The sequence below is a fragment of the Rhizobium sp. YAF28 genome (assembly GCF_052113285.1).
GTDB lineage: Bacteria > Pseudomonadota > Alphaproteobacteria > Rhizobiales > Rhizobiaceae > Rhizobium.
In genome coordinates, this window is sequence record NZ_JBFRCX010000007.1 from 297,993 (window position 1) to 321,535 (window position 23,543).

Annotated in this window: 22 protein-coding genes; 9 read left to right on the forward strand and 13 right to left on the reverse strand. The window is 59.8% G+C overall.

Annotated features, from left to right (window positions below; all coding sequences use genetic code 11):
- Positions 1–55 precede the first annotated feature (55 nt).
- Positions 56–694 carry a 2-dehydro-3-deoxy-phosphogluconate aldolase gene (locus tag AB4Z13_RS18330; protein ID WP_442206452.1) on the reverse strand — a complete coding sequence of 213 codons (639 nt, stop codon included), beginning with the start codon at positions 692–694 and terminating at the stop codon, positions 56–58.
- Positions 695–845: 151 nt separating this feature from the next.
- Between AB4Z13_RS18330 and AB4Z13_RS18335 the strand changes: the two genes are divergently transcribed.
- The 4 genes from AB4Z13_RS18335 (at position 846) to trhO (ending at position 3,773) form a co-directional block, all read left to right on the forward strand.
- Entirely contained in the window at positions 846–1,334 is a 489-nt protein-coding gene (locus AB4Z13_RS18335) for a CYTH domain-containing protein (protein WP_113321912.1), read from the forward strand.
- A complete protein-coding gene (locus tag AB4Z13_RS18340) occupies positions 1,312–2,220 on the forward strand; it encodes a CHAD domain-containing protein (protein WP_439016611.1) in 909 nt (302 codons plus the stop codon). The genes AB4Z13_RS18335 and AB4Z13_RS18340 overlap by 23 nt, the downstream gene beginning before the upstream one ends.
- 75 nt (positions 2,221–2,295) lie before the next feature.
- Positions 2,296–2,772 carry a VOC family protein gene (locus tag AB4Z13_RS18345; protein ID WP_113321914.1) on the forward strand — a complete coding sequence of 159 codons (477 nt, stop codon included), beginning with the start codon at positions 2,296–2,298 and terminating at the stop codon, positions 2,770–2,772.
- A 71-nt stretch (positions 2,773–2,843) separates the two neighbouring features.
- Entirely contained in the window at positions 2,844–3,773 is a 930-nt protein-coding gene (gene trhO, locus AB4Z13_RS18350; RefSeq protein WP_442206453.1) for an oxygen-dependent tRNA uridine(34) hydroxylase TrhO, read from the forward strand.
- Between the two features lie 72 nt (positions 3,774–3,845).
- Here the strand turns inward: trhO and AB4Z13_RS18355 are convergent, their stop codons facing one another.
- A complete protein-coding gene (locus AB4Z13_RS18355) occupies positions 3,846–6,050 on the reverse strand; it encodes an EAL domain-containing protein (RefSeq protein ID WP_442206454.1) in 2,205 nt (734 codons plus the stop codon).
- Positions 6,051–6,231: 181 nt separating this feature from the next.
- Between AB4Z13_RS18355 and AB4Z13_RS18360 the strand changes: the two genes are divergently transcribed.
- Entirely contained in the window at positions 6,232–6,702 is a 471-nt protein-coding gene (locus AB4Z13_RS18360; RefSeq protein ID WP_439016615.1) for a MarR family winged helix-turn-helix transcriptional regulator, read from the forward strand.
- Entirely contained in the window at positions 6,699–7,163 is a 465-nt protein-coding gene (locus AB4Z13_RS18365) for a hypothetical protein (RefSeq protein ID WP_442206455.1), read from the forward strand. Before AB4Z13_RS18360 ends, AB4Z13_RS18365 begins: the two co-directional genes overlap by 4 nt.
- A gap of 39 nt (positions 7,164–7,202) precedes the next feature.
- On the opposite strand, the gene AB4Z13_RS18370 is transcribed toward AB4Z13_RS18365, so the two are convergent.
- Positions 7,203–8,576 carry a GH1 family beta-glucosidase gene (locus AB4Z13_RS18370; RefSeq protein WP_442206456.1) on the reverse strand — a complete coding sequence of 458 codons (1,374 nt, stop codon included), beginning with the start codon at positions 8,574–8,576 and terminating at the stop codon, positions 7,203–7,205.
- 239 nt (positions 8,577–8,815) lie between these two features.
- On the opposite strand from AB4Z13_RS18370, the gene AB4Z13_RS18375 reads away from it, so the two are divergent.
- Entirely contained in the window at positions 8,816–9,223 is a 408-nt protein-coding gene (locus tag AB4Z13_RS18375; RefSeq protein ID WP_442206457.1) for a DoxX family protein, read from the forward strand.
- A gap of 79 nt (positions 9,224–9,302) precedes the next feature.
- Here AB4Z13_RS18375 and AB4Z13_RS18380 read toward each other — a convergent pair whose 3' ends face one another.
- From AB4Z13_RS18380 to AB4Z13_RS18400, 5 genes are all read right to left on the reverse strand, one after another.
- Positions 9,303–10,490 carry a Gfo/Idh/MocA family protein gene (locus AB4Z13_RS18380; protein WP_442206458.1) on the reverse strand — a complete coding sequence of 396 codons (1,188 nt, stop codon included), beginning with the start codon at positions 10,488–10,490 and terminating at the stop codon, positions 9,303–9,305.
- Between the two features lie 27 nt (positions 10,491–10,517).
- Positions 10,518–11,573 (reverse strand): sugar phosphate isomerase/epimerase family protein, encoded by a 1,056-nt coding sequence (locus AB4Z13_RS18385; protein ID WP_007817498.1) that lies wholly within the window; start codon positions 11,571–11,573, stop codon positions 10,518–10,520.
- A 247-nt stretch (positions 11,574–11,820) separates the two neighbouring features.
- Positions 11,821–12,768, reverse strand: a complete 948-nt coding sequence (locus AB4Z13_RS18390) for a substrate-binding domain-containing protein (protein ID WP_007817501.1) — start codon at positions 12,766–12,768, stop codon at positions 11,821–11,823.
- A gap of 85 nt (positions 12,769–12,853) precedes the next feature.
- Positions 12,854–13,858: an ABC transporter permease gene (locus AB4Z13_RS18395; RefSeq protein WP_442206459.1), complete on the reverse strand. Its 1,005-nt coding sequence runs from the start codon at positions 13,856–13,858 to the stop codon at positions 12,854–12,856.
- 83 nt (positions 13,859–13,941) lie between these two features.
- Positions 13,942–15,468, reverse strand: coding sequence for a sugar ABC transporter ATP-binding protein (locus tag AB4Z13_RS18400; protein WP_439016620.1), 1,527 nt, complete (start codon positions 15,466–15,468; stop codon positions 13,942–13,944).
- A gap of 167 nt (positions 15,469–15,635) precedes the next feature.
- On the opposite strand from AB4Z13_RS18400, the gene AB4Z13_RS18405 reads away from it, so the two are divergent.
- Together AB4Z13_RS18405 and AB4Z13_RS18410 are read left to right on the forward strand one after the other, a co-directional pair.
- On the forward strand, positions 15,636–16,667 hold the full coding sequence (locus AB4Z13_RS18405) for a LacI family DNA-binding transcriptional regulator (protein ID WP_113321922.1): 1,032 nt from the start codon (positions 15,636–15,638) through the stop codon (positions 16,665–16,667).
- Positions 16,668–16,759: 92 nt separating this feature from the next.
- The gene (locus AB4Z13_RS18410) at positions 16,760–17,140 is read left to right on the forward strand and encodes an ester cyclase (protein WP_439016621.1); all 381 of its coding nucleotides are present in this window, start codon (positions 16,760–16,762) and stop codon (positions 17,138–17,140) included.
- A 21-nt stretch (positions 17,141–17,161) separates the two neighbouring features.
- Here the strand turns inward: AB4Z13_RS18410 and AB4Z13_RS18415 are convergent, their stop codons facing one another.
- From AB4Z13_RS18415 to AB4Z13_RS18435, 5 genes are all read right to left on the reverse strand, one after another.
- Positions 17,162–17,782: a class I SAM-dependent methyltransferase gene (locus tag AB4Z13_RS18415; protein WP_442206460.1), complete on the reverse strand. Its 621-nt coding sequence runs from the start codon at positions 17,780–17,782 to the stop codon at positions 17,162–17,164.
- A gap of 149 nt (positions 17,783–17,931) precedes the next feature.
- Positions 17,932–19,242 carry a xylose isomerase gene (gene xylA, locus AB4Z13_RS18420; RefSeq protein WP_439016623.1) on the reverse strand — a complete coding sequence of 437 codons (1,311 nt, stop codon included), beginning with the start codon at positions 19,240–19,242 and terminating at the stop codon, positions 17,932–17,934.
- Positions 19,243–19,277: 35 nt separating this feature from the next.
- Entirely contained in the window at positions 19,278–20,732 is a 1,455-nt protein-coding gene (gene xylB / locus AB4Z13_RS18425) for a xylulokinase (RefSeq protein ID WP_442206461.1), read from the reverse strand.
- 21 nt (positions 20,733–20,753) lie between these two features.
- On the reverse strand, positions 20,754–21,779 hold the full coding sequence (locus tag AB4Z13_RS18430; RefSeq protein WP_442206462.1) for a LacI family DNA-binding transcriptional regulator: 1,026 nt from the start codon (positions 21,777–21,779) through the stop codon (positions 20,754–20,756).
- Positions 21,780–21,939: 160 nt separating this feature from the next.
- Positions 21,940–23,541, reverse strand: coding sequence for a DHA2 family efflux MFS transporter permease subunit (locus AB4Z13_RS18435; protein WP_113321927.1), 1,602 nt, complete (start codon positions 23,539–23,541; stop codon positions 21,940–21,942).
- Positions 23,542–23,543 lie beyond the last annotated feature (2 nt).

Consider the following 23,543-nt stretch of genomic DNA (forward strand, 5'->3'; position numbering starts at 1 on the left):
GCGGCCACCCTCGTTCAAAATCCATCTGCTCTAAAAACCGACAAGCTTTGAGAGCTCAGCCCTTCAGCGCGAACGCTTCGGAGGCAAGCTTGGTGATGCCTGCCCAATCGCCCGCAGCAACCAGTTCCTTCGGTGCGACCCACGAACCACCGACGCAGATGACGTTCGGCAGCGACAGATAGTCATTGGCATTCTTCAGCGAGATGCCGCCCGTCGGGCAGAAGAGCGTGCCAGCAAGCGGGGAGGAAAGCGCCTTGAGATAGGCGGCACCGCCGGCCTGCTCGGCCGGGAAGAACTTCAGCACCTGATAGCCTTCTTCGCGCAAGGCCATGACTTCACTTGCGGTGGCGGCGCCAGGAAGCAGCGGCACCGGAGAATCGGCGGCGGCATCCAGAAGCTCCTGGGTCGTGCCGGGGCTGACGATGAACTTGGAGCCTGCCTGCACGGCGGCTTCCCAGTGAGCGGCGTTGAGGATTGTGCCGGCGCCGACTTCAGCACCCTCCACTTCAGCAGCAACCGCGCGCACGGCATCGAGAGCGGCCGGGGTGCGCATCGTGATCTCGATGGCCTTCAGGCCGCCGGCAACGAGGGCTCGAGCGAGAGACACGGCCGACTTCGCGTCCTCGACGATCAGGACCGGAACGACGGGCTGGAGTTTCAGGATGGAAAGGAGTTTTTCTGTCTTCTCGCCCATGGCCACGGTTCCCTTAAACGATTGAAATCGATTTTCGAATAGCGCCCCCACAGAGGCTTGTCGAGATAAAACCGGCCCCTAAGACAAGCCGGGTATTAAATCATTATAAATTGGGGTACCGTGCGACGATCGTCACAAAAGGTTCATTCGTATGGCGAAAGAGATCGAACGGAAGTTCCTCGTACGCGGCGAAGCATGGCGCTCTGCCGTAGAGTCCAAGTCGGTCCTGAAACAAGGCTATGTCGCCTCGATGGATGATCGCTCTGTGCGGATTCGCATCCTTGATGAGAAGACCGCGCGGCTGACGATGAAAATCGGCCGCGGCACCCTCACCCGCGATGAATTCGAATACGAGATCCCTGTCTCCGACGCCGAGGAACTGTTGGAAAACGCCATCGGTATCGTCATCGAAAAGACGCGTTACCGCGTCCCCTATGAAGGTTTCGTCTGGGAAGTCGATGTCTTTGCCGGCGCCCATCGCGGCCTCGTCATCGCTGAAGTCGAGATGCAAGCCGAAACTGACAATCCTCCCCTACCCGCCTGGCTCGGCCGCGAGGTCACGGGCGATTTCCGTTATTCCAATCAGGCGCTGGCCACAGAATTTGAGCACGACAGGCATGGGCTATCGCATACGGCCTGAGGCCGACTTTACCGACGAGTTCCGAAGCACCGCTGAGGAGCAGCTGAAGCGTGCCATCACCGTTCTCGACAAGCGGCCGGAAGGCGCCCATGAGGCGATCCACGCCTTCCGCAAGAACATCAAGCGGCTGCGTTCACTTTATCGTCTTGTGTCCCGCGAAGTGCCGGAATTCCAGAAGCGGGAAAATGCCCGGCTGAGAGAAACGGCACGGTCGCTGTCGGCCATCCGCGATGCCGCGGCAATCGTTGGTACCGCCCGCTACCTGCAGGACAATGCTCGCAATCTGGAAGAGGCCGAGGCGCTCGGCCGTATCGTTTCCATTCTGGAAGCCCGGCGCGACTGGATGGCGGAGGCCGAAAGCGGCCTTGAGGAAAGGCTGCATGATGCTGCCGGCAAGTTGCGGGAAGCGATCGCGGCACTCGACGATGTCGCCTTCGACAAAAGCCACCGCAAGAATGCCCGTATGCTGGCAAAAAGCTGGCGCAGGACGGCATCGCGCGCCAGGGAGGCGCTCGATGCCTGCCAAGAGGACACAGCGGCCGGTGATTTCCACGAGCTGCGCAAGCGCTCCTACGATTATCGCCTCTATCACGCGCTTCTGCGCGATCTCTGGCCAAGCGCCATGAAGGCCAAGCGCGACTTCGCCAAGGACCTTGTTGAACGTCTCGGCCATATCAACGATCTCGCCGTGCTTTCAGGCCTCGTGGAGGCAGAACCGCAGCTCTTCACCCGCAACGACGATCTCGCCCATCTGCTGGATGCCATCATCTTCCGCCAGCAGGAGGATCGGCGCGAAGCGTTAAGCGACGCCGAAACACTCTATGGCGATGATCCTGACGATGAGGCCCAGCGTCTGGAACTGCTCTGGGTGTCTATCGGCAATTGACGCATTTGATCTGTTGACCTCAACTTTACTTGAGGTCTTAGCCTCGACCCGGTCAATGAACCGATCGAGGAAAATATGTTTGCAGACAATGCCGCGACGCCCCAGATCCAGGGCATCTATGAAACCCATCTCACCGTCGCCGATCTGAAGACCTCCATTCCTTTCTACCGCGATATTCTCGGCTTGGAGCTCGCCGCCGAATTTCCCGAGCGCCGCAGTGCCTTCTTCTGGGTGAACGGCAAGAAGAACGCCATGCTCGGCCTTTGGGAAACCGGCACCGGCCCCTTGAAGATGCGCCTGCACATGGCCTTCCGCCTGTCGCGGGAAGAAATGATGCGGGCGCCGGCGCTGCTGATCCACAAGGGCCTGAAGCTGCATGGCTTTCACGGCGAGCCGATCACCGAACCGATCGTCATCGGCTGGGTGCCGGCACTGTCGCTCTATTTCAACGATCCCGACGGACATTCGATCGAATTCCTGAGCGTGCTCGACGAAGAGCCGGATGCTGCGTTTGGCATGCGGTCCTACGCCGAATGGAAGGCGCGCGGATAGGCACAATCCCACAATGCCGTCCTTGCGTAATGTCATTGCGCAGGGACGACATATTCTGTATTTCCACGCGCATGACCGACAATGCGACCCAAACAAGCCCCTTCCTGGTGGCAGCGCTCTATCATTTCGTATCCCTGCCACGCTTCGAGAGCCTGCAGGCGCCATTGCAGGCGCTCTGCGAGGAGAATGGCGTGAAGGGTACGCTTCTGCTTGCCCATGAAGGCATCAATGGCACGATTGCAGGACCGGATGCCGGCATCCATGCCGTCCTCTCCTTCCTGCGTGCACAGCCGGAATTTGCTGCCCTGGAGCACAAGGAAAGCCGCGCATCCAAAATGCCTTTCCTGCGCATGAAGGCAAAGCTGAAGAAAGAAATTGTCACCATGGGCGTCGAGAATATCGACCCCAACAAGGTGGTTGGGACCTATATCGATCCAAGCAACTGGAATGCCCTGATCTCCGATCCCGATACGATCGTCATCGACACCCGCAACGACTACGAGACGGCAATCGGCACCTTCCGCGGCGCGGTTGACCCCAAGACCAAGACCTTCCGTGAGTTTCCGGATTGGGTGCGCAACAATCCCGGCCTGCACAACAAGCCGAAGATCGCCATGTACTGCACCGGCGGCATCCGCTGCGAGAAGGCGACGGCCTTCATGAAGGAACAGGGCTTCGAAGAGGTTTATCACCTCAAGGGCGGCATCCTGAAATATCTGGAGGAAGTGCCGCAGGAGGAAAGTCTTTGGGACGGGGCATGCTTCGTCTTCGACGAGCGCGTTTCAGTGGAGCATGGTCTGAAGGAAGGCGAGCACAAGCTCTGCCACGCCTGCCGCAACCCGATCACGGCAGAAGAGGTCACCTCGCCCTATTACGAGGAAGGCGTTTCCTGCAGCAACTGCTACGATACGCGCAGTGAAGAAGACCGCCTGCGCTATCGTCAGCGCCAGCACCAGATCGCGCTCGCCAAGAAGCGCGGCCAGAAGCATATCGGCACGTAGAGCAATTCCAGCAAAACTGCGTAGCGGTTTTGCGTCCGGAATTGCATGAAAACAAAGAGATAGAGCGACGTTTTAGCCTGCGATCCGGCGCAGGACCCGGGCTTCGCGGCGCTCCTGCAACAGGCCATTGATCTGGTCGGCGGGCATGGGCTTGCCGAAGAAATAGCCCTGCAGACTGTCGCAGCCGAAGAGGCGGAGCGCAACCGCCTGCTCTTCGGTCTCGATGCCCTCCGCGGTGACGGGGATATCCAGCGCGCGCGCAAGTGCGACCGTCGCCTGCAGCATTTCCCGCTGCCGGCTGTCGCCGGTAATATCGGTCACGAGCGAGCGGTCGATCTTGATGCGGTCGAAGCCGAACTGCCGCAGGTAGCCGATCGAAGAAAAGCCGGAGCCGAAGTCGTCGAGCGCCACCTTGACGCCGAGCGACTTCAGTCGCTCGATCGATTGGCGCGTGCGCTGCGGATTTTGGATCATGTAGCCTTCGGTGATTTCCAGCGTGACGCGGCTCGCCTCGATCTCCGTCTGCTTCAGCACATAACGAACATAATCGGTGAAGGCCGGATTGCGGAACTGGCCCGGTGAAACGTTGACCGAGATCTTCAGCTCCGGCCACTGCTTTGCTGTTTCGCAGGCCTTGCGCAGTACGAAAAGGCCGAGGGATTCGATGAGCCCGCTGGTCTCTGCGATCGGAATGAAAACTTCAGGCGAAACAGGACCGTGACCCGGCCGGTTCCAGCGCACCAGCGCCTCCACGCCATTCATCTCATGCGTCGCGGCATCGACGAGCGGCTGATAGGCAAGCGTGAGATCGCCGCTTTCGATCGCCATGCGCAGATCGAGCTCCAGCGCATTGCGCTGCGCGCGATCGGTATCCATGGCCGGATCGTAGAGCGTCATGCGGGCGCGGCCGGCTTCCTTGGCCTTATACATGGCAAGGTCGGCGCGGCGCACCAGTTCCTCCCGGCCGATCGAACCGAGCGACGACATGGCGATGCCGATGCTGGCGCCGACCACGACGATACGCCGGCCGACTTCGAGCGGTTCGGCAAGGAAATCGAGGATCTGCTCCGCAAGCTGCAGCGCGGCCGCATTCTCCGCATCCGAAAGGAAAGCGATCGCGAATTCATCACCGCCGATGCGCGCGAGCACGGCATCCTCAGGGATCAGCACGTCCAACCCTGCCGCAACAGCGCGGATCAGCTGGTCGCCGGTGCCGTGCCCATAACTGTCGTTGACTTCCTTGAAGCCGTCGAGATCGAGATAGAGCAGCAGGACGTTCCGCTTCGTCTGCTGGGCTTCCGCAACGAAGCTGTCGACGGCAAGCCCCAGGCCATCGCGATTGGAAAGGCCGCTCAGACGATCGCGAAGTGCTTCTTCACGCGCACTGTTTTCCTCCGCCTTCAGGCGCCGCCCGGCCAGCCAGCCGATGATGAGGAGGACGACGAAGAACAGGCCGACGAGACCAAGCGCCTGGATGACCATGGGCCTGACCTGCGCATAACCGATATCGCCGGGCGAACGCGACACCCAGACAAGTTTGCCAAGAACCGCGCGAGCAGGATCTGCAATTTCCACCGAATAGGCCGAGGCAAAATCCGCAGGCACCAGCCGCAATCCATTCAGCACATAAGTGGTGCCGAGAGCAGATATTTTTGCATCATCAAGATGCCGGGCAAAAATCAGATAGCGATGCTGACGGGCAGGCATATCAAGCTCACCTGACTTCTCTCGCACCAGCGCGATACCAACGGCGGCAATGCCTCTTGCGGTCTTGATGAAACCGATGGCTTCCGGCTTCTCGCCGGCATCAGGTGCACGAACCTTGTCCAGAAGCCGCCAAAGCGAGGGGGAGAAGAAATCACTGACCAACATCTGCATTGGCAAACCGTCCTGATAGGCCATGACGGTTTTCTTCTGGTCGTCAATGACGATGGCCATATCGAAGAGGGGGCTATTGAGGGACATCTCGCCGTAGTTGCTGATCGTCCACGCCATGCCCTCCGGCTCATAGACATTGGCAGCCGCATCATCCCAGGCGGCATAGTCGTCAAGCGTGGCGGCAAGCTGATCTTCGAAGGTCTTGAGCGCTCCGACGGTCGTTTCACGCGAGCGCTCGTCATCGAGCACATTGGCATTTTCCGAGACGCGCTCCAGCGCTGTCAGAACCATGATGGTGACAACTGCGACAATGACCGCAAAGGAAAAAAGCACGCCAGTAACCGTGGTATGGCGGCCTAAACCCGATCCGCTGCTTTTAGACCTCAAGACTGCCGGCAATTCATACAACTCCCCGTTCGAGAAATCTTCGCAGTCAAGGGTCAAGAAACGCTTAAGATCATGGGAACTATCGAGAATCCGGCTCAGGATTTACCTGAATACCGCATGTTTTCGCAAGTTGACAACTAGTTTCCAATAATGGTAACTAGTTTCCATTATTGGAAACGGAGGATTGCGAATTTTGAAGCGCACGATCGAAGCCGATCTGCTGACGGACATCATGCTGATGGTCTTCCGCATCAACGGACGACTGTTGGATGGCGGCGACCGGCTGGGCGCATCGCTGAACCTCACCAGTGCCCGCTGGCAGGTACTCGGAGCAATTTCGCTGTCCCCAGGTCATATCACGGTGCCGGGAATTGCAGAGATGATGGGCACGACCCGGCAGGGCGCCCAAAAGCAGGTGAACAAGCTCGAGGAAGATGGCTTTATCGAAAAGCGGCCCAACCCGCGCCATCAGCGCTCGCCCTTCTATGTGCTGACACCGCAAGGCACTGAGAGCTATGCGCGGATATCAGCGCTTCATACCGGCTGGGCCAATGCGCTGGCCGGCGGACTAAATGCACCGGAATTGCGGGCGGCGCTCGATCTCCTGAACAGGTTCGACCAACGGCTGGCGCTGGACGCCACGGAAAGCGAGGAGCAGAGATGAAAACGATCGTTCATGCCGGCGCAGGCACTCTTGCCATGGTCCTGATTGCGGGTTTTCTGACCGCAACGCTGATCTCCGAATTTCTTCTGGATACGACTGCTATTCTTACCGTCAAGAAAGCGATCCTTACCGGTCTCTGTCTGCTGATCCCGATGCTGGCAATCACTGGCGGCAGCGGATTTTCGCTGGCCAGAGGTCGTCATTCGCCGGCTATCGAAAGGAAACGCGGACGCATGAAGATTATCGCCGCAAACGGGCTGCTGATCCTGCTGCCCCTGGCAATCCTGCTTTACCTTCGCGCGGCGGCAGGCCTGTTTGACGGTGTTTTCTATGCCATGCAGACGCTCGAAGTTCTGGCTGGCTGCGTGCAGCTGACGCTACTTGCCCTCAATTTCCGCGACGGGCGGAAAATGACGAGAGGAAAACGTCTCGCCGCGGCAAAGACGTTGAACGCGATCTGAATCGGCAGGGCATCAATGCCCTGCCGAAAATACCTGGCCTCAGACGGCCTTGTGGTTCCCCTTCGGGAATTGGCTGGCAAGTTCCCGATACCACTTGCCGCTCTTCTTGACCGTGCGAACCTGCGTTTTGTAATCGACGTGAACGAGGCCGAAGCGCATGCGATAGCCTTCCGCCCATTCGAAATTGTCCATCAGGCTCCAGGCGAAGTAGCCGCGCATCGGATAACCGTCCTTGATAAGGTCGGCGACGACATTGAGATGGTCGCTGACATAGTCGAGGCGCATCACGTCATCCACCGCGCCGTTGACCACATCGGTGTTGTCGCAGGCGCCGTTCTCGGTGATGTAGCATTCCGGCAGCTCGTAACGGCGATAGAGATCTTCGACGAGCAGCTTGAGGCCCGGCGAATAGACTTCCCAGCCGATATCCGTCTTCACGTCGCTTGCGGGAGGCGCTTCCACCGTCCAGGGGAAATCGCCCTTCCGGCTCGCATCATCCGCAACGCGCTCCGGCTTGTAATAGTTCAGACCCCACCAATCGAGCTTCTGGTTGATAATCTTGAGATCGCCGTCTTCGATGATGGGCATACGATCGCCGAGCGCTTCGACGAACTCGTCAGGATATTGGCCCTTGAAGACCGGATCGAAGAAGGCGCCGTTATGGAACTGGTGCGCGCGTTCGCCAGCGGCGAGATCGGCCGCGCTGTCCGAGCCCGGAATGATCGACGAAGCGTTGAGCACCAGACCGACGGGCACACCAGGCGCTTCAGAACGGATCGCTTCGACACCGAGACCATGCGCCAGGTTCATGTAGTGCATGGCATGAAGCGCGGCCTGCATGTTGCGCTCGCCCGGCGCATGAATGCCGTAAAGATGGCTAAGCCAAACGATGCACCATGGCTCGTTGAAGGTGGCAACACTGTCGAGGCGATCTCCGAGGCGGTTCATGACCGTCTTGGCGTAACGCTGATATGCATAGGCCGTCGAACGCGCGGTCCAGCCGCCGTCACCGGCGAGCAGCAGCGGCAGGTCCCAGTGATAGAGCGTTGCGAAGGTCTTGATGCCACGTGCCTTGCAGCCGTCGACGAGACGATCGTAGAAATCGAGGCCGGCCTCGTTTACCGGGCCTGTGCCGTCGGGGATGATGCGCGGCCAGGCGATCGAGAAGCGATAGGCCTCGACACCCATGTCCTTGATGAGATCGAGGTCCTGTTCCAGCCGGTTATAGTGGTCGCAGGCAACATCGCCGTTGTCGCGATTATAGACGCGGCCGGGCATGTTGCAGAAGGCGTCCCAGATGGACGGCTTGCGGCCATCTGCCTTGCTGGCGCCTTCGATCTGGAAGGCAGCGGTGGCAACACCGAAGGTGAAATCACCGGGGAAGCGGTCTGCAAGCTTTTTCGGATCGATCATCTGTGAATCCCATCTCTCAGTTGTGGACTGACCGTTTGCGCGGGGGTTTAGCCAAGCCTGATGGCAAAGTACAGGCCGGCGGAAAGAAAACTGCAACGTTGCAGGAAGAAAAACAAGACAGCTGCAAGCCCGCCAGACGCCCTCTTCCCAATCTCATAACGCCAATGTCAGCAGTCGTGATTTGCTGTTGCGACCGCGATCCTTACACGGAAAGAGCATCGCAATATGAAAGGAAACGAATGTTCTCTTCGATCCATTTGCTGCAGCCGCATCTCCTGAGCCTGCTGCGCATCGTCTCATCCCTCGTGCTTTTCAGCTACGGAACGCAGAAGATCCTGCTTTTCCCGGCCGCGGCAAGCGTGCCGCCCGTCGGTTCGCTGTCCTGGGTTGCCGGCCTTATCGAACTCACGCTCGGCTTCCTGGTACTCATCGGTTTCCAGACCCGCATCGCAGCCTTCGTGCTTTCCGGCCTGATGGCCTTTGCCTATTTCATCGGCCACGCATCGAAGAGCTTCTTCCCGGCACAGAATGGTGGCGTCGCGGCGATCCTGTTCTGCTTCGTTTTCCTTTACCTGGTCGCCGCCGGCGCAGGTCCGTTCAGCGTCGATAATCTGCTGAAGCGCGGTCGCACGACGGCTACCGCCTGATCACCACAAATGGAAAAGCCGAGGCGATATCGAAGCGCCCCGGCTTTTTTAACGACATGCGCCTTATCGGCTCAGAAGCTCAGACCTTGACCCAAGCCCCGTTGCGCTTGGACGACGCCACGCAGGCTTCGACGAAGGCGACACCCTTCACACCATCATCGACGGTCGGGTAGACGACGGCCTTGTCGACCGCTTTACCCTTCTTGTGAGCGTTGATGGCATGCGCGGCTTCCGTATAGATCGTCGCAAAGGCTTCGAGATAACCTTCAGGATGACCCGACGGAACACGGGAAACGCGGGCGGCGGCAGCGCCGGAACCGGCGCCGTTGCGGGTGATCAGCCGCTTGGATTCGCCGAACGGCGTGTACCAGAGATAGTTCGGATCGGCCTGAACCCATTCGATCCCGCCCTTGGTGCCGTAAACGCGCACCTTGAGGCCGTTCTCATGACCCGGCGCCACCTGGCTGCACCAGAGCATGCCCTTCGCCGGCATTTCCGAACCCTTGGCCTTGAAGCGCAGCATCACATGGGCGTTGTCGTCGAGACGGCGGCCAGGCACGAAGCTGTCGAGATCGGCAGCAAGGCTGTCGAGCTCCAGCCCGGTGATGAACGAAGCGAGGTTATAGGCATGCGTGCCGATATCACCTGTCGAACCGCCGACGCCTGATTGTGCCGGGTCGGTGCGCCATGCAGCCTGCTTCTGGCCGGACTGCTCGATCGCTTCCGTCAGCCAGTCCTGCGGATATTCGGCCTGGACGATACGGATATCACCAAGCTCGCCATTGGCGACCATTTCGCACGCCTGACGAACCATCGGATAACCGGTATAATTATGCGTCAGGATGAACAGTGCACCGCTCTCGTCGGCAACCTTCTTCAGCTTCTTGGCATCGGCAAGGTTGGAGGTCAGCGGCTTGTCGCAGATGACATGGATGCCGCGGCGCAAGAATTCCTTGGCGGCGTCATAATGCACATGGTTCGGCGTGACGATGGAGACGGCTTCGATGCCGTTCTTCAGCTTCGCTTCGCGGATCGCCATTTCCCGGTAGCTGGAATAGGTGCGCGACGGATCGAGACCGAGATCGCGACCGGACTGGGCAGCCTTTTCCGGCGTCGACGACAGTGCGCCGGCGATCAGGTCATACTGATCGTCGATACGCGCTGCGATACGGTGGACGGCCCCGATGAAAGCCCCTGCGCCGCCGCCGACCATGCCGAGCCGGATGCGTGGCTCGCGGGTCTGTTCGGATGATGCTTCGATTGCCATAGTATTCTCCTCGAAATCCTGATCCGGTTACGACAAGCCCAGCATGCGTCGGTTGGCCGCCTGATCGGTGCCGCCGGCAGCGAAGTCGTCGAAGGCCTTTTCGGTGACACGGATGATATGTGCCGCAACGAATTCAGCGCCTTCACGCGCACCGTCTTCCGGATGCTTCAGAGCGCATTCCCACTCGACCACGGCCCAGCCATCGAAATTATTGGCGGTCATCTTCGAGAAGACGGCGCCAAAATCGACCTGGCCATCGCCCAGCGAACGGAAGCGGCCGGCACGCTCGACCCAGCCCTGATAGCCGCCGTAGACGCCCTGGCGTCCGGTCGGATTGAACTCGGCATCCTTGACGTGGAACATCTTGATCCGGTCTTTGTAGATGTCGATGTTGTCGAGGTAATCGAGGCACTGCAGAACATAGTGCGACGGGTCGTAGAGCATGTTGGCGCGCGGATGATTGCCGACGCGCTCCAGGAACATCTCGTAGGTGATGCCGTCATGCAGGTCTTCGCCCGGATGGATTTCGTAGCAGACGTCGATGCCGTTTTCGTCTGCATGATCGAGGATTGGCTTCCAGCGACGGGCAAGCTCGTCGAAAGCGGTCTCGACGAGACCGGCGGGGCGCTGCGGCCACGGATAGATGAAGGGCCAGGCAAGCGCGCCGGAGAAGGTCGCATGCGCCTTGAGGCCGAGATGCTTGGAAGCCGTCAGCGCGTACTTGACCTGCTGGACGGCCCATTCCTGACGCGCCTTCGGATTGCCGCGCACTTCCGGCGCCGCAAAGCCGTCGAAGGCTTCGTCATAGGCCGGATGGACGGCAACGAGCTGGCCCTGCAAATGGGTGGAAAGCTCGGTGACTTCGACGCCGTTTTCACGCGCCTTGCCAGCGAATTCATCGCAGTAGTCCTTGGAGGTCGCCGCCTTCTTGAGGTCGATGAGCTGGCTTGCCCAGGTCGGAACCTGCACGCCCTTGTAGCCGATATCGGCCGCCCATTTGGTGATCGCGTCCCAGGAATTGAAAGGAGCGGTATCACCCGCGAACTGTCCGAGGAACAGGCCCGGTCCCTTGATCGTCTTCATGTCAGATTCCTCCCTGAATATCGATCGTAAACGTTTCCGATAAATCTTAGTGCGCCGTTCGACAAAGAAAAGGCGCCTCCCCGCCAGTGCGAAAGATTTAGCGGGTGGGCCAAAATCAACGCGGTCTGGACCTAATCACGCTCACCGCGGATCGGCAAGAGGTACGTGCCGCATTTTGGCTTCAACTTGTCTGAAGGCATGAAAAATGCGCCCATCCTTTCGAATGGGCGCATGCATGAAAGTATTATCAGAACGGAGAATCCGGGAAGTAGAAGTTCTTGGCATTCTCCTTGGTAACGAGCGTTGCGTCGAGGATGTAGTTGCCGTGAACCGGAACCTGATCGTAGAGCGCAGCAGCCGTCAGTTCCATGGCCGTACCGACCATTGCCGGCGGATAGAGAACGTCAACCGGGATCAGCTTGTCGCCATCCATGACCTTCTTGACCATGTCCTTGGAGCCGGCGCCGGCAACGACATACTGGATGTCGGTGCGCTTGGCCTGCTCGATGGCCTGCAGAACGCCGACTGCCATGTCGTCATCCTGGCACCATACAACATCGATCTTCGGATACTTCGTCAGATAGTCCTGCATGACCTTGAAGGCGTCGTCACGGTTCCAGTTGCCGTACTGGCGGTCGAGAACCTTTACCTTGGAGCCGGCAATACCCTTGTCGAAACCGTCCTGGCGCTGCTGGTCGATCGGGATCGGCAAGCCGCGGATGATGACGACCTCAGCTTCCGGGGTCTTTTCGGCAATATACTTGCCGGCGACTTCGCCGAGTGCCGGATTGTTGCCGGCGACGTAGAGGTCACGCACGGAATTGTCGTTATTCGACGGCGCGCGGTCAACGAGCGCGACGAACTTGCCCTTGCCCTTGACTTCCTTGATGGCGTTGACGAGCGGATCCGGATCCGACGGCAGGATAACGAGTGCGTCGATGCCCTGCGTGTCGAGGTCCTGCACGGCGTTTGCCTGCGTTGCGGCATCCGGCGAGGTCTTGACGATGACGTTCAGGCCCGGATGTTCGGCCATCAGCTTCTTGGCAACGCGCTCGGCATGGAACACGACGCCCGACGTCCAGCCATGGTCAGCGGCCGGAATGGACACGCCGATCGTGTAATTCTTGTCCTGGGCGTAGGCTGCGCCGGCAAAAGCCACCCCCGCAACCGCCAGACCCAACATGAGCTTGCGCATGCTATTTCCTCCCAAAAATATCAGGGACTTATTCAATCCGGGCCGGGTGCCCTGGATAGCCCGGCCAATCCGAGAAGCACTTGTCTTACGATTTGCGCACCAGCGACCGCTGCACCAGCATCGCGATGATGATGATCGCACCCTGGATTGCGCCGATCAGGTATTCGCTGATGAAATTCGAAAGCAGCATGATGTTTCCAACGAGCTCGAGAATGAAGGCGCCGCAGATCGTGCCCCATACCCGGCCGGCACCACCCTTCAGCGCCGTACCACCCACGACGACAGCCGTGATGGCCTGCAGTTCCCACAGGATGCCGGTCGTTGCCGAGGTCGAGCCTAGGCGCGGCACATAGAGCAGCACGGCGATCGCCACGCAGAAGCCCTGGATGACGAAGGCAATTGTGCGCACGCGGTTGACCGCAATGCCGGAATAGCGGGCAACATCGCTGTTCGAACCGACAGCCACGACATGCCGGCCGTAGCGCGTGCGGTAGAGAATGAAGGCCGCAACGGCGGTAACAGCCAGGATGACGACGATCGGCACCGGCATGCCGAAAATGCTGCCGAAATAAGCCGGACGATAGAGCGTCTGGATATCTGCCGAGCGCAGCGTGATCGCGCCACCCTGCGAGAGCCATGTCGTCAGGCCGCGATAGATGCCCATCGTACCGAGCGTCGCGATAAAGGGCTCGATTTTGCCGACTGTCGTGATGAGGCCGTTTGCGAGACCGCAGAGCGCACCGGCGACCACGGCGAAGACGACAGCAGCCGCCAGCATCAGCACCGGATCGGCAATGACACCGGAATTGATAAGCAGGATCATCAGGCTGGCGACGAAGGCCACCATCGAGCCGACGGAAAGATCGAGGTCGCCGGCCGAGATCACGAAGGTCGCACCGACAGCGATGATGGCAATGAAGGCACAGCGCGTCGCGACATTCGTAAGGTTGGTGATGCCGATGAAATTCGGATTGACCAGTGCGCCCACGATGAGGAGCAGGGCCAGTGCGGCAAAGGGCGCAACCGCGCGCAGATCGACGTCACGCCAGGATCTGCGCCGGATTTCCCTGGTCTCCTCGTTAACACTCATGTCCAAAACCAACCTCCCGTCCCATGACTGCTGGGCACTTTGTTTGTCCCGCGCGCAGCACGCCCGTGCCGCGCCGTGCCGGCTCAGGCAGCCGCCTGACGCTTCAGCCCCGCGGCGTAACGCATGATTTCCTGTTCGGAAATTTCATCCCCCTCGAGCATGCCGACGATCCGGCCTTCACGCATGACAGCCACGCGTGTGCAGAGACCGATGATCTCAGGCATTTCCGAGGAGACGACGATGATCGACCGCCCGTCGCGGGCGAGCGCCGAGATGAAATGATAGATCTGCTGCTTGGTACCGACATCGATGCCGCGCGTCGGCTCGTCGATAATGATGATCTGCGGCTCTGTTTCCATGACCTTGGCAAGCAGCAGCTTCTGCTGGTTACCACCAGACATGCGGCCGGCAACGATATTGCCGTCGCGTACGCGGATGTCGAAGCGCCGCTTGGCCTTTGCAAGCGCTGCCGCTTCGCTATTCGGGCTCAGATAACCATGGCTGACATGGCGTTCGAGCGATTGCAGTGTCAGGTTGGCGATCATGCCCGAACCGAGCAGCAGCCCCTTCGACTTGCGATCCTTGGTCATATAGGCAAGGCCGGCGCGATTGGCGGCGCGCGCATCACCCGAAGACGCGCTTTCGCCGTGGATGACGACCTCGCCCGACAGGCGCGAGCGCAGGCCGGCAATCGCTTCCATCAGCTCGGTACGACCCGAACCGATAAGTCCGGAAAACCCGATCACCTCGCCCTTGCGCACTTCGAAGCTCGCATCCTGCACGTAGCCGGTCGAAACCGAACTGACGCGAAGCACAACTTCCTCGTCGACATTGGGCTCGACTTTGGCGGGATAGAGGCTGGAAAGCTCGCGGCCGACCATGAGCTGCGCGATGGATTCGCCGTCCAGCATGGAGGTCGGCGCCGTCTTCACCCATTGGCCGTCCCGCAGGACCGTGACCCTGTCGGTCAGTTCCATGACTTCGTCGAGCTTGTGGGAAACGAAGACGAAACTGGTGCCCTTATCGCGAAGCTTGCGCACCTGCTTGAAGAGCATATTGATCTCCTCGCGCGACAGAACCGCCGTCGGCTCGTCCATGAAGACCACGCGCGCATCGCGGCTGATCGCCTTGGCAATCTCGACCATCTGCTTGTCGGCGATGGAAAGCGAGCTGATCATCGCATTCTCGTCGACATGCGAACCGAGCATGTCGAGCACTCGGCGCGTCTCACCGCGCATGTACTTGCGATCGAGCACGCCGAAATGCGTGACCTCGCGGCCGAGAAACAGGCTCTCCGTCACGGTCAAATGTTCAGCGAGATTGAATTCCTGATGGATGATGACGATGCCCAGCGCCTCGGCAGCACCATTCGGCGGCAGCACTATGGGTTTGCCATCGAGCAGGATCTCACCCGATGTTGGCTGCTCGAAGCCGGAGAGAATCTTGACAAGGGTGGATTTTCCGGCGCCGTTTTCACCCATCAGCGCATGGATTTCACCGGCGCGAAGATCGAAGTTGACGCTGAAAAGAACCTGCACGCCGCTGAAAGACTTGCAAATGCGCCTGGCGGACAACACCACCGGTGCAGCCTCTGCGGTATCCACGGTCATGATTTCCTCCTGCGGCTCCCATCCGCTTATGTTGGGCATATGTAAACCTTTACATCAGGCATGTAAAGGTTTACATCGGGGATTTACACAGACTTGTTGGCAGTCGCCTTTGACCTCCCGACAAGTCTGTGTAGTGTGCGGCGAAGACAGCCCAAGGCAGAGCCCCCGTGTCGAATTCCACGCCCGCAACAATCGAAGACGTCGCCCGGATCGCCGAGGTTTCCATCGCGACGGTTTCGCGGGCAATTCACATGCCCGAAAAGGTGGCCAATTCCACGCGCCTGAAGGTCAACCAGGCGATCGCCATCACCGGCTATACGACCAATGCCATGGCGCGCAGCCTGAGGCTTGGACGCTCCAACATGATCCTGGTCGTGGCGCCCGATATCGGCGACCCCAACTTTTCCAATATCTTGATCGGCCTGGAAAACGAGGCACGGGCCCATGGCTACGGCGTGCTGATCGGCCACACGCAGAATGATGCGCAGCGCGGCCTGGAATATCTGAAATTCTTCAATTCCAACCAGGCGGCCGGCTTGATCCTTTTTACCGGCATCCTGCCCTTCGGCCATCAGATGGTGACGGCGCAGCTGCCGCCGAGCGTCGGCGTCTTTGAACCCGTCTTCAATGGCGGCATTCCCTATGTTGGCGTCGACGATATGGAAGGCGCGAGGAAGGCTGTCGACCTGCTTCTGGCCGAGGGACACCGCAAGATCGCCTTTATCGGCGATTCCCGCACCCGCCTCGCCTACAGCCGCCGCCGGCAGGGTTATGACGCCGGCCTCGACGCAGCCGGTGTCCCCAAGGACATGCGTATCGTGCTGGAGGGCGACGGCACAATCGAGAGCGGCCGCCATGCTGTGGAGCAGCTCTTCATGCGCGACACGCTGCCCACCGCCTTCATGTGCGTCAACGACCAGACTGCAATCGGCGTCATGATCGGCCTCAACGCCCGCGGCTACAACATCCCGCAGGATTTCTCCGTCACCGGCTTCGATGACGTGCCGCAAGCCGTCTTCATGAGCCCGTCGCTGACGACCATTCGCCAGCCGCGCACGGCAATCGGCAAGCAGGCCATGGCGCTGCTTCTGGAGCTCCTCTCCGATGGCCGTCCTGCCGAGACGGAAATCCTGCTGCGGCCGGATCTTGTGGTGCGCAATTCGGTCTCCGCACCGCCGCGTAACTGGCAGAAGCGGTAGCCTCGAAACCTCGACCAACCATCTGCCATTGCCTGATCTCCGCCCCGTTCTAGTTTGCCGACAGACTCCTTTGCGAAGACGAGGCAACCGAAATGACACTGCTGGCCGATAGATACCGAGGCTACATCGCTTGCTTGAACGAACAGGACTGGGCAAACCTGGGAAATTTCGTCCACGAAGAGGTTCGCTACAATGGCAAGCACATCGGCCTGTCCGGCTATCGGGAAATGCTGGAAGGTGATTTTCGCGCCATCCCCGATCTCTTCTTCGACATCCAGCTCCTGATCTGCGAGCCGCCACGTGTGGCGAGCCGTTTGCAGTTCGACTGCATACCGAAGGGCGAACTTTTCGGTCTTCCCGTCAACGGCAGGAGAGTGCAGTTCGCCGAAAACGTCTTCTACGAGTTTCTGGATGGAAAGATCGAGAGCGTCTGGTCGGTCATAGACAGGGCAGCCATCGAAGCCCAGCTTTGAAACACGGAGCTTCCCCTCCGATTACGCGATCCGCTTGAACGTGCTGAACTGAAACCTCTGCACGCTACCCCAGGGTGTCGAATGATCGTGGCGGCGGCTGTCGATCAGCTCGAAACCTGGTCCGATTAGCTCTCCCAGACTGTCGGAACTATGACGCGCCACAGGCAGGCCGCTGCACTTTTCCGGCCCATCGAGGGCAAAAGTCCCCATGACTAGATGTCCGCCCATTTTCAACGCGCGTTTCAGCCGCTCGATATAGGCTGCTTGCTGGGCCGCATCGGTCAAGAAATGAAAGGCTGCTCGGTCGTGCCAGATATCATAGGTCCGCGGCGGCTCCCAAAGGGTCGCGTCAGCGGCAATCCACATCACCTCGTTGCCTTTGGCACCAAGGCGCTTTCGCACCGTATCGAGGGCTGCCGCCGAAAGATCGAGCACCGTCACATCGCCGAACCCGTCGGCAAGAAGGCTGTCGACCAGCCTTGAAGCTCCGCCGCCCACATCGACGATGGCGTCCGATTGTTTTGCCTGCACCAGATGGATCAGCTCGAGGGAGGGTGCTGGATTTTCCTGAAGCCAGCTGACATCATTCTCGCCCTTGGTCGAATAGACATTTTCCCAGTGCAGCTTGCGATCGTCAGTCATGAAACGCTCCAAACGTTTTCTCCACCGCCACTGATGGCATGCCAGATTTCCGTCTGCCCGACCAGCACAACTGGCCATCTCCCGTCTCCGTAAACGAAAAAGCCGGGAAGCTTCGCTCCCCGGCTCTTCCAGTAAAATCAAACCGGCAATCAAACGTAGCGGTTGACAATGTTTTCGAGCAGTTCCTGCTTACCGGATTTCGGCTGCGGGTTGACGTCCTTGCTCTCGACCCAATGGGTGATCTCTTCCAGCGAATATTCGCCGCGGAAGAGCTTCTGTCCCTCAGCCGAATTCCAGCCGGCATAGCGGTCTGCGAGCGGCTGGGAGAGCGCCTTGTCCTCGATCATCTTGGCAGCGGCCTTCAGGCCGCGGGCGCAGCAATCCATGCCGCCGATATGGCCGATCAGCAGGTCTGCCGGGTCGAGCGACTGACGGCGCAGCTTCGAATCGAAGTTGGTGCCGCCGGTCTTGAAGCCGCCGCCTGCCAGAACGTGGTAATAGGCAAGCGCCATTTCCGGAACATTGTTCGGGAACTGGTCGGTATCCCAGCCGGACTGGTAGTCGTTGCGGTTCATGTCGATCGAGCCGAAGATGCCGAGAGCGTTGGCGAGTGCCAGCTCATGCTCGAAGGAGTGGCCGGCGAGAATCGCGTGGCCCTGCTCGATGTTGAGCTTCACTTCGTTTTCGAGGCCATGCTTCTTCAGGAAGCCATAGACGGTCGCAACGTCGTAGTCGTACTGGTGCTTGGTCGGTTCCTGCGGCTTCGGCTCGATGAGGATCGTGCCCTTGAAGCCGATCTTGTGCTTGTACTCGACAACAAGGTTGAGGAAGCGGCCGAGCTGGTCGAGCTCGCGGCCGATATCGGTGTTGAGCAGGGTTTCATAGCCTTCGCGGCCACCCCACAGAACATAGTTTTCTCCGCCGAGCTTCTGCGTGGCGTCTATGCAGGTCTTGACCGTCGCAGCGGCGAAAGCGAAGACATCCGGATCCGGGTTGGTCGCAGCACCCGACATGTAGCGGCGGTTCGAGAAAAGGTTCGCCGTGCCCCAGAGCAGTTTCGTGCCGGAGGCAGCCTGCTTTTCGGCGAAGTAGTCGACGATCTCGTTCAGGTTCTTGGTGTTTTCGACAAAATTCTTGCCTTCCGGGCGCACGTCGGCGTCGTGGAAGCAGTAATAGGGCGCGCCGAGCAGCGAGAAGAATTCGAAGGCTACGTCAGCCTTGAGCTTGGCAGCCTTCATCGTGTCTTCAAACCACGGACGCAGGAAGGTCTGACCGCCGAAGGGGTCGCCGCCAGGCCAGGTAAACGTGTGCCAGTAGGCGACTGCGAAGCGCAGATGATCTTCCATCCGCTTGCCGAGAACGATTTCGTCCGGCTGGTAGTAACGGAAGGCCAACGGGTTGGTGCTGTCAGGGCCTTCGTACTTCACTTTCTGGATGTCGCCGAAAAATCCGGTGCTCATTTGGGTTCTCCTTGGGTTCAGTTCGTATGGATGGATCAATGGGCCAGCGACTTGATCGCCGGGTAGACGGAGCGGTAGCGCTTGTAGGCATCTTCATAGGCGCCGCTGAGCGCGGCGACTGGCTCGATCGTGCCGGCCGTGACCGGCGGTGTGCAGACGGCAACCGGATCGGCGCCCGTTGCCGCAATCAGGCCGAGGCGGGCAGCACCGAAGGCAGCACCGAAATCGCCGTCCGCAGGCAAGTCGACGGGAACGCCGAGCGCGGTGGCGATAGAGGCCAGCCAGTAGCGTGAACGCGAGCCACCGCCGATCGCCGTGACACGGGAAATATCCGTGCCGGCAGAACGCAGCGCTTCCAGATTGTCTCGGATCGCGAAGGAGACGCCTTCGAGCACTGCCTGCGTCAGCACGACACGGCTGCTTTCATGCTCGAGGCCGATGAAGGCGCCGCGGATGACCGCATCATTGTGCGGCGTGCGCTCGCCAGAGAGGTAAGGAAGGAAGGTGACGCCGGTCGGCGCCTTCAGGCTTTCGCCGAGTTCGCCGGTGAGATCAGCGGCCGACTTGCCGGTAACCGACGAATGCCAGTTCAGGGCATCGGTCGCAGAGAGGATAACGCCCATCTGGTGCCAGGTATCCGGCAGCGCATGGCAGAAGGCATGAACAGCACTTTCCGGCTTCGGCAGATAGGCAGCATTGGCGGCAAAGAGAACGCCCGACGTGCCGAGCGAAACGAAAGCAGCCCCATCGCTGACCGTACCCATGCCGCAGGCGGAAGCCGCATTGTCCCCTGCTCCGCCGGCAACGACGACATCGCCGGAAATGCCCCAGGCCGAAGCGAGCTCACCGCGCAGTTTGCCGCCTTGCTCGGTGCCTTCAACAAGCGTCGGCATCTGCTTCTCGTCGAGATTGGTTGCAGCCAGCAGTTCGGGCGACCAGGCGCGCTTGCCGGTATCGAGCCAGGACGTACCGGCCGAGTCGGACATCTCAGAGATATGTTCACCCGTCAGCCAGAGGCGCAGATAGTCCTTCGGCAACAGAACGTTAGCGACCTTGGCGAAGATCTCGGGCTCGTTCTTGGCGACCCAGGCAAGCTTCGGTGCGGTGAAGCCTGGAAAAACGATATTGCCGGTCAGCTTGCGGAAGCGCGGATCGGCGTCGAGGGCCGCAGCCTCGATATAGGAACGCGTATCGTTCCAGAGGATGCAGGGACGCAGCACCTTATCGGAGGCGTCGAGCAGAGTGGCGCCGTGCATCTGGCCGGAGAGGCCGATACCCTTGACGGCTGCAAGCTCCTTCGGATGTTTGGCCTTGAGGCCGGCAACGGCCTCTTCCGTGGCGCGTACCCAATGGGCCGGCTCCTGTTCGGACCAGCCGGAATGCGGACGCGAGACGTCGAGCGAACCATTGGCGGAGCCGATGATCTTCTGATCGCCATCGATCAACATCGCCTTGACGCCCGAAGTTCCGAGATCGAGACCCAGATACATGTGGTATTTCTCCCTTTGCCGTTACGGCAGATTGTCTTTCAGGAATATGTCGAGGCGAATGCGCTCCTGTGCGTCGATGACCGAAAGCCCGTCCGCCTTTGCCTTGAGAACACGGATCGCGCTGCGCACTTCATGGCCGGCATCCTGATTGAGGATTGCGTCGATAGTGCCGTCGAGAAGCGCAGCGCGCGTATGCGCCGTCAATTCATGGGCAATCACCGTCAGCGACCTGTCTGCTGCCTTTTCCTTGAGCGCCCGGATCAGACCGCGGTTACCGGCACCGAGGCTGTAAATGCCGATGATGCCGTCGTTCTTCCCAAGCGCATCGGCAATCAGCATGTGTGCAACTTCAGGGTCGTCCCGGCCTTCGAGAACCGATAGTAGATGCAGCGCCGGAAACTCCTGAGCCATGATGGCGGCGAAGCCCTCCAGGCGTTCGCGATGGTCGCGTACCAGCATGGAGCCGGCGAGAATGGCAATCTCGCCCTTGGCGCCGCCAAGGAAGCGTCCGAGCAGACGCGCAGCGGTGCGCCCTGCCGCAATATTGTCGACGCCGGCATAGTGGTGGCGCAGCGATCCTGTCAGATCAGAGACGAGCGTGACGACCGGAATGCCATCTTTCACCAACCGGTCGACGGCGGCGCGCACGTCAGGCGCATCAGTCGCGACAAGCGCGACACCGGAGGGCTTTTCGGCCGCGAGCATTTCCAGCTCACGCACCAGCGCCTGCGGATCGAAGGCGGGCACCTCGACGATGCGGATATCCGTACGCTCGGCGACCGAGCGCGCGATCGCTGTGCGGATTTCGGCATTCAGGCCATGCATGAAGGAGTTGTCGCTGGCGGGCAGGATGAAGGTCAGCGGATAGACGCGACCTTTGGCGAGGTTTGCAGCGGCCACGTCGCGCACATAGCCGAGATCGCGGATCGCGGTTTCGACCTTCTCCCGCGTCACATGGCGCACACCCGGACGCTGGTTCAGAACCCGGTCCACGGTCGCAAGACTGACGCCCGCCGCAGCGGCGATATCATGAACGGTTGGCCTCATCACTCCTCCTGGACGAGACCATTAGCGCCAAATTTGATGTACGTAAATCAAAAAAGTGCGCGAGGTGGCAAACACCCTGTTGAAGGGGAACTGAAGCCACCTGTGCAGAAAAACAAAAAGGCCCTCCGAAGAGGGCCTTTCTCGCAATGACGGCCGGAGGTCAGTGGCCGCCACCGCCTCCCCCGCCGCCTTGCGGTGCGGGTTTCTTGATCATGAAGACGCCAAGGACCATCGCCAGGAAAAGCACAGTCAGCATCAGGAAAATGTCGCCGAACGAAAGGATCATCGCCTGTTTGGTGGCCAAGCCGACCATCTGCTTGACTGCAACATTCGCACCATCCAGACCCCAATTATTGAAGTTGTTGGTCATGTTGTTCATCTGGTCGATCGCAGCCGTGTTGCCCCAGTGCACGTTTTCACGCAGGCGTTCGTAGTGCACGTCCTGTCGGGTGGTCAGCACGGTGTTGATAACAGCAAGGCCAACGGCGCCGCCGAGATTACGCGTTAGGTTGAAGAGGCCGGATGCGCCACGGATACGCTGCGGCGGCAGGGTGCCGAGCGCGATGTTGTTGATCGGCACCATGCACATCATCAGGCCGAAACCGCGCAGGATCTGCGGGATGAAGAGTTCGTAGAAGTCCCAGTCCTGCGTCAGATGCGTCATGATGTAGGTGCCGGCGGCAAAGCTCACGAAACCGATCGCCATCATGAAACGCAGGTCGAGTTTCGTCGACAGCCGGCCAGCAATCGGCGCGGTGAAGAACATCGCAAGGCCCGACACGAACATCGTCTCGCCGATCATCTGCGAATCGTAACCGCGGATGCGGCCGAGATAGACCGGATAGATATAAGTGAGCCCGTAAAGGCCGATGCCCATGACGAAGGAGAACACCGAACCAAAGGAGAAATTGCGGTTGGCAAAGGCCGTGAGATCGACGACCGGAAATTCCACCGTGAAGGCCCGGTAGAAAAAGACGACACAGGCGACGGCGGAGGCAACGGCGCCGATGACGATGTAGCTGTCATTGAACCAGTCGTTCGAATTGCCTTCTTCCAGCACATATTCCAGTGCGCCAAGGAAAACACCCATAGACAGCAGGCCGTACCAGTCGAACTTCTTGAAGAGCGACAGTTCCGGCTTGTCGAAATCGATGAAATTCCAGGTGACGATCGTGACGATGATACCGGGCACGATATTGACCAGGAACAGCCAGTGCCAGGAGAAGGCATGGCTCAGGTAACCGCCGACCGTCGGGCCTATGGTCGGCGCCAGCGTCGCGATGAGGCCAATGATCGGCGAGACGATCGCACGCTTCGACGGCGGGAAGATCGTGAAGGCGGCCGCGAAGACCGAGGGGATCATGCCGCCGCCGATGAAGCCCTGAATGACACGGTAGACGATCATCTGGTCGATATTCGTCGCCGTTGCGGCCAGGGCGCTCGCCATGGTGAAACCGGCAGCCGAGATTGCGAAGAGATACCGTGTCGAGATGATACGAGCCAGCGTGCCCGACAGCGGGATCATGATGACTTCGGCGATCAGATAAGCAGTTTGCACCCAGCCGATTTCGTCCGTGCCGGCAGATAGGCCTGCCTGGATTTCGGCGAGCGAAGCGGAGACGATCTGAATGTCGAGGATCGACATGAACATGCCAAGCACCATCGCGAAGAAAGCGATGAGCCTTTTGGGATCCATGCGATCGGCGGCATGCGCAGGCGCTGCCGGGATCGAACCTGCCGTTGCTGTCGCGCTCCCGGCCATGG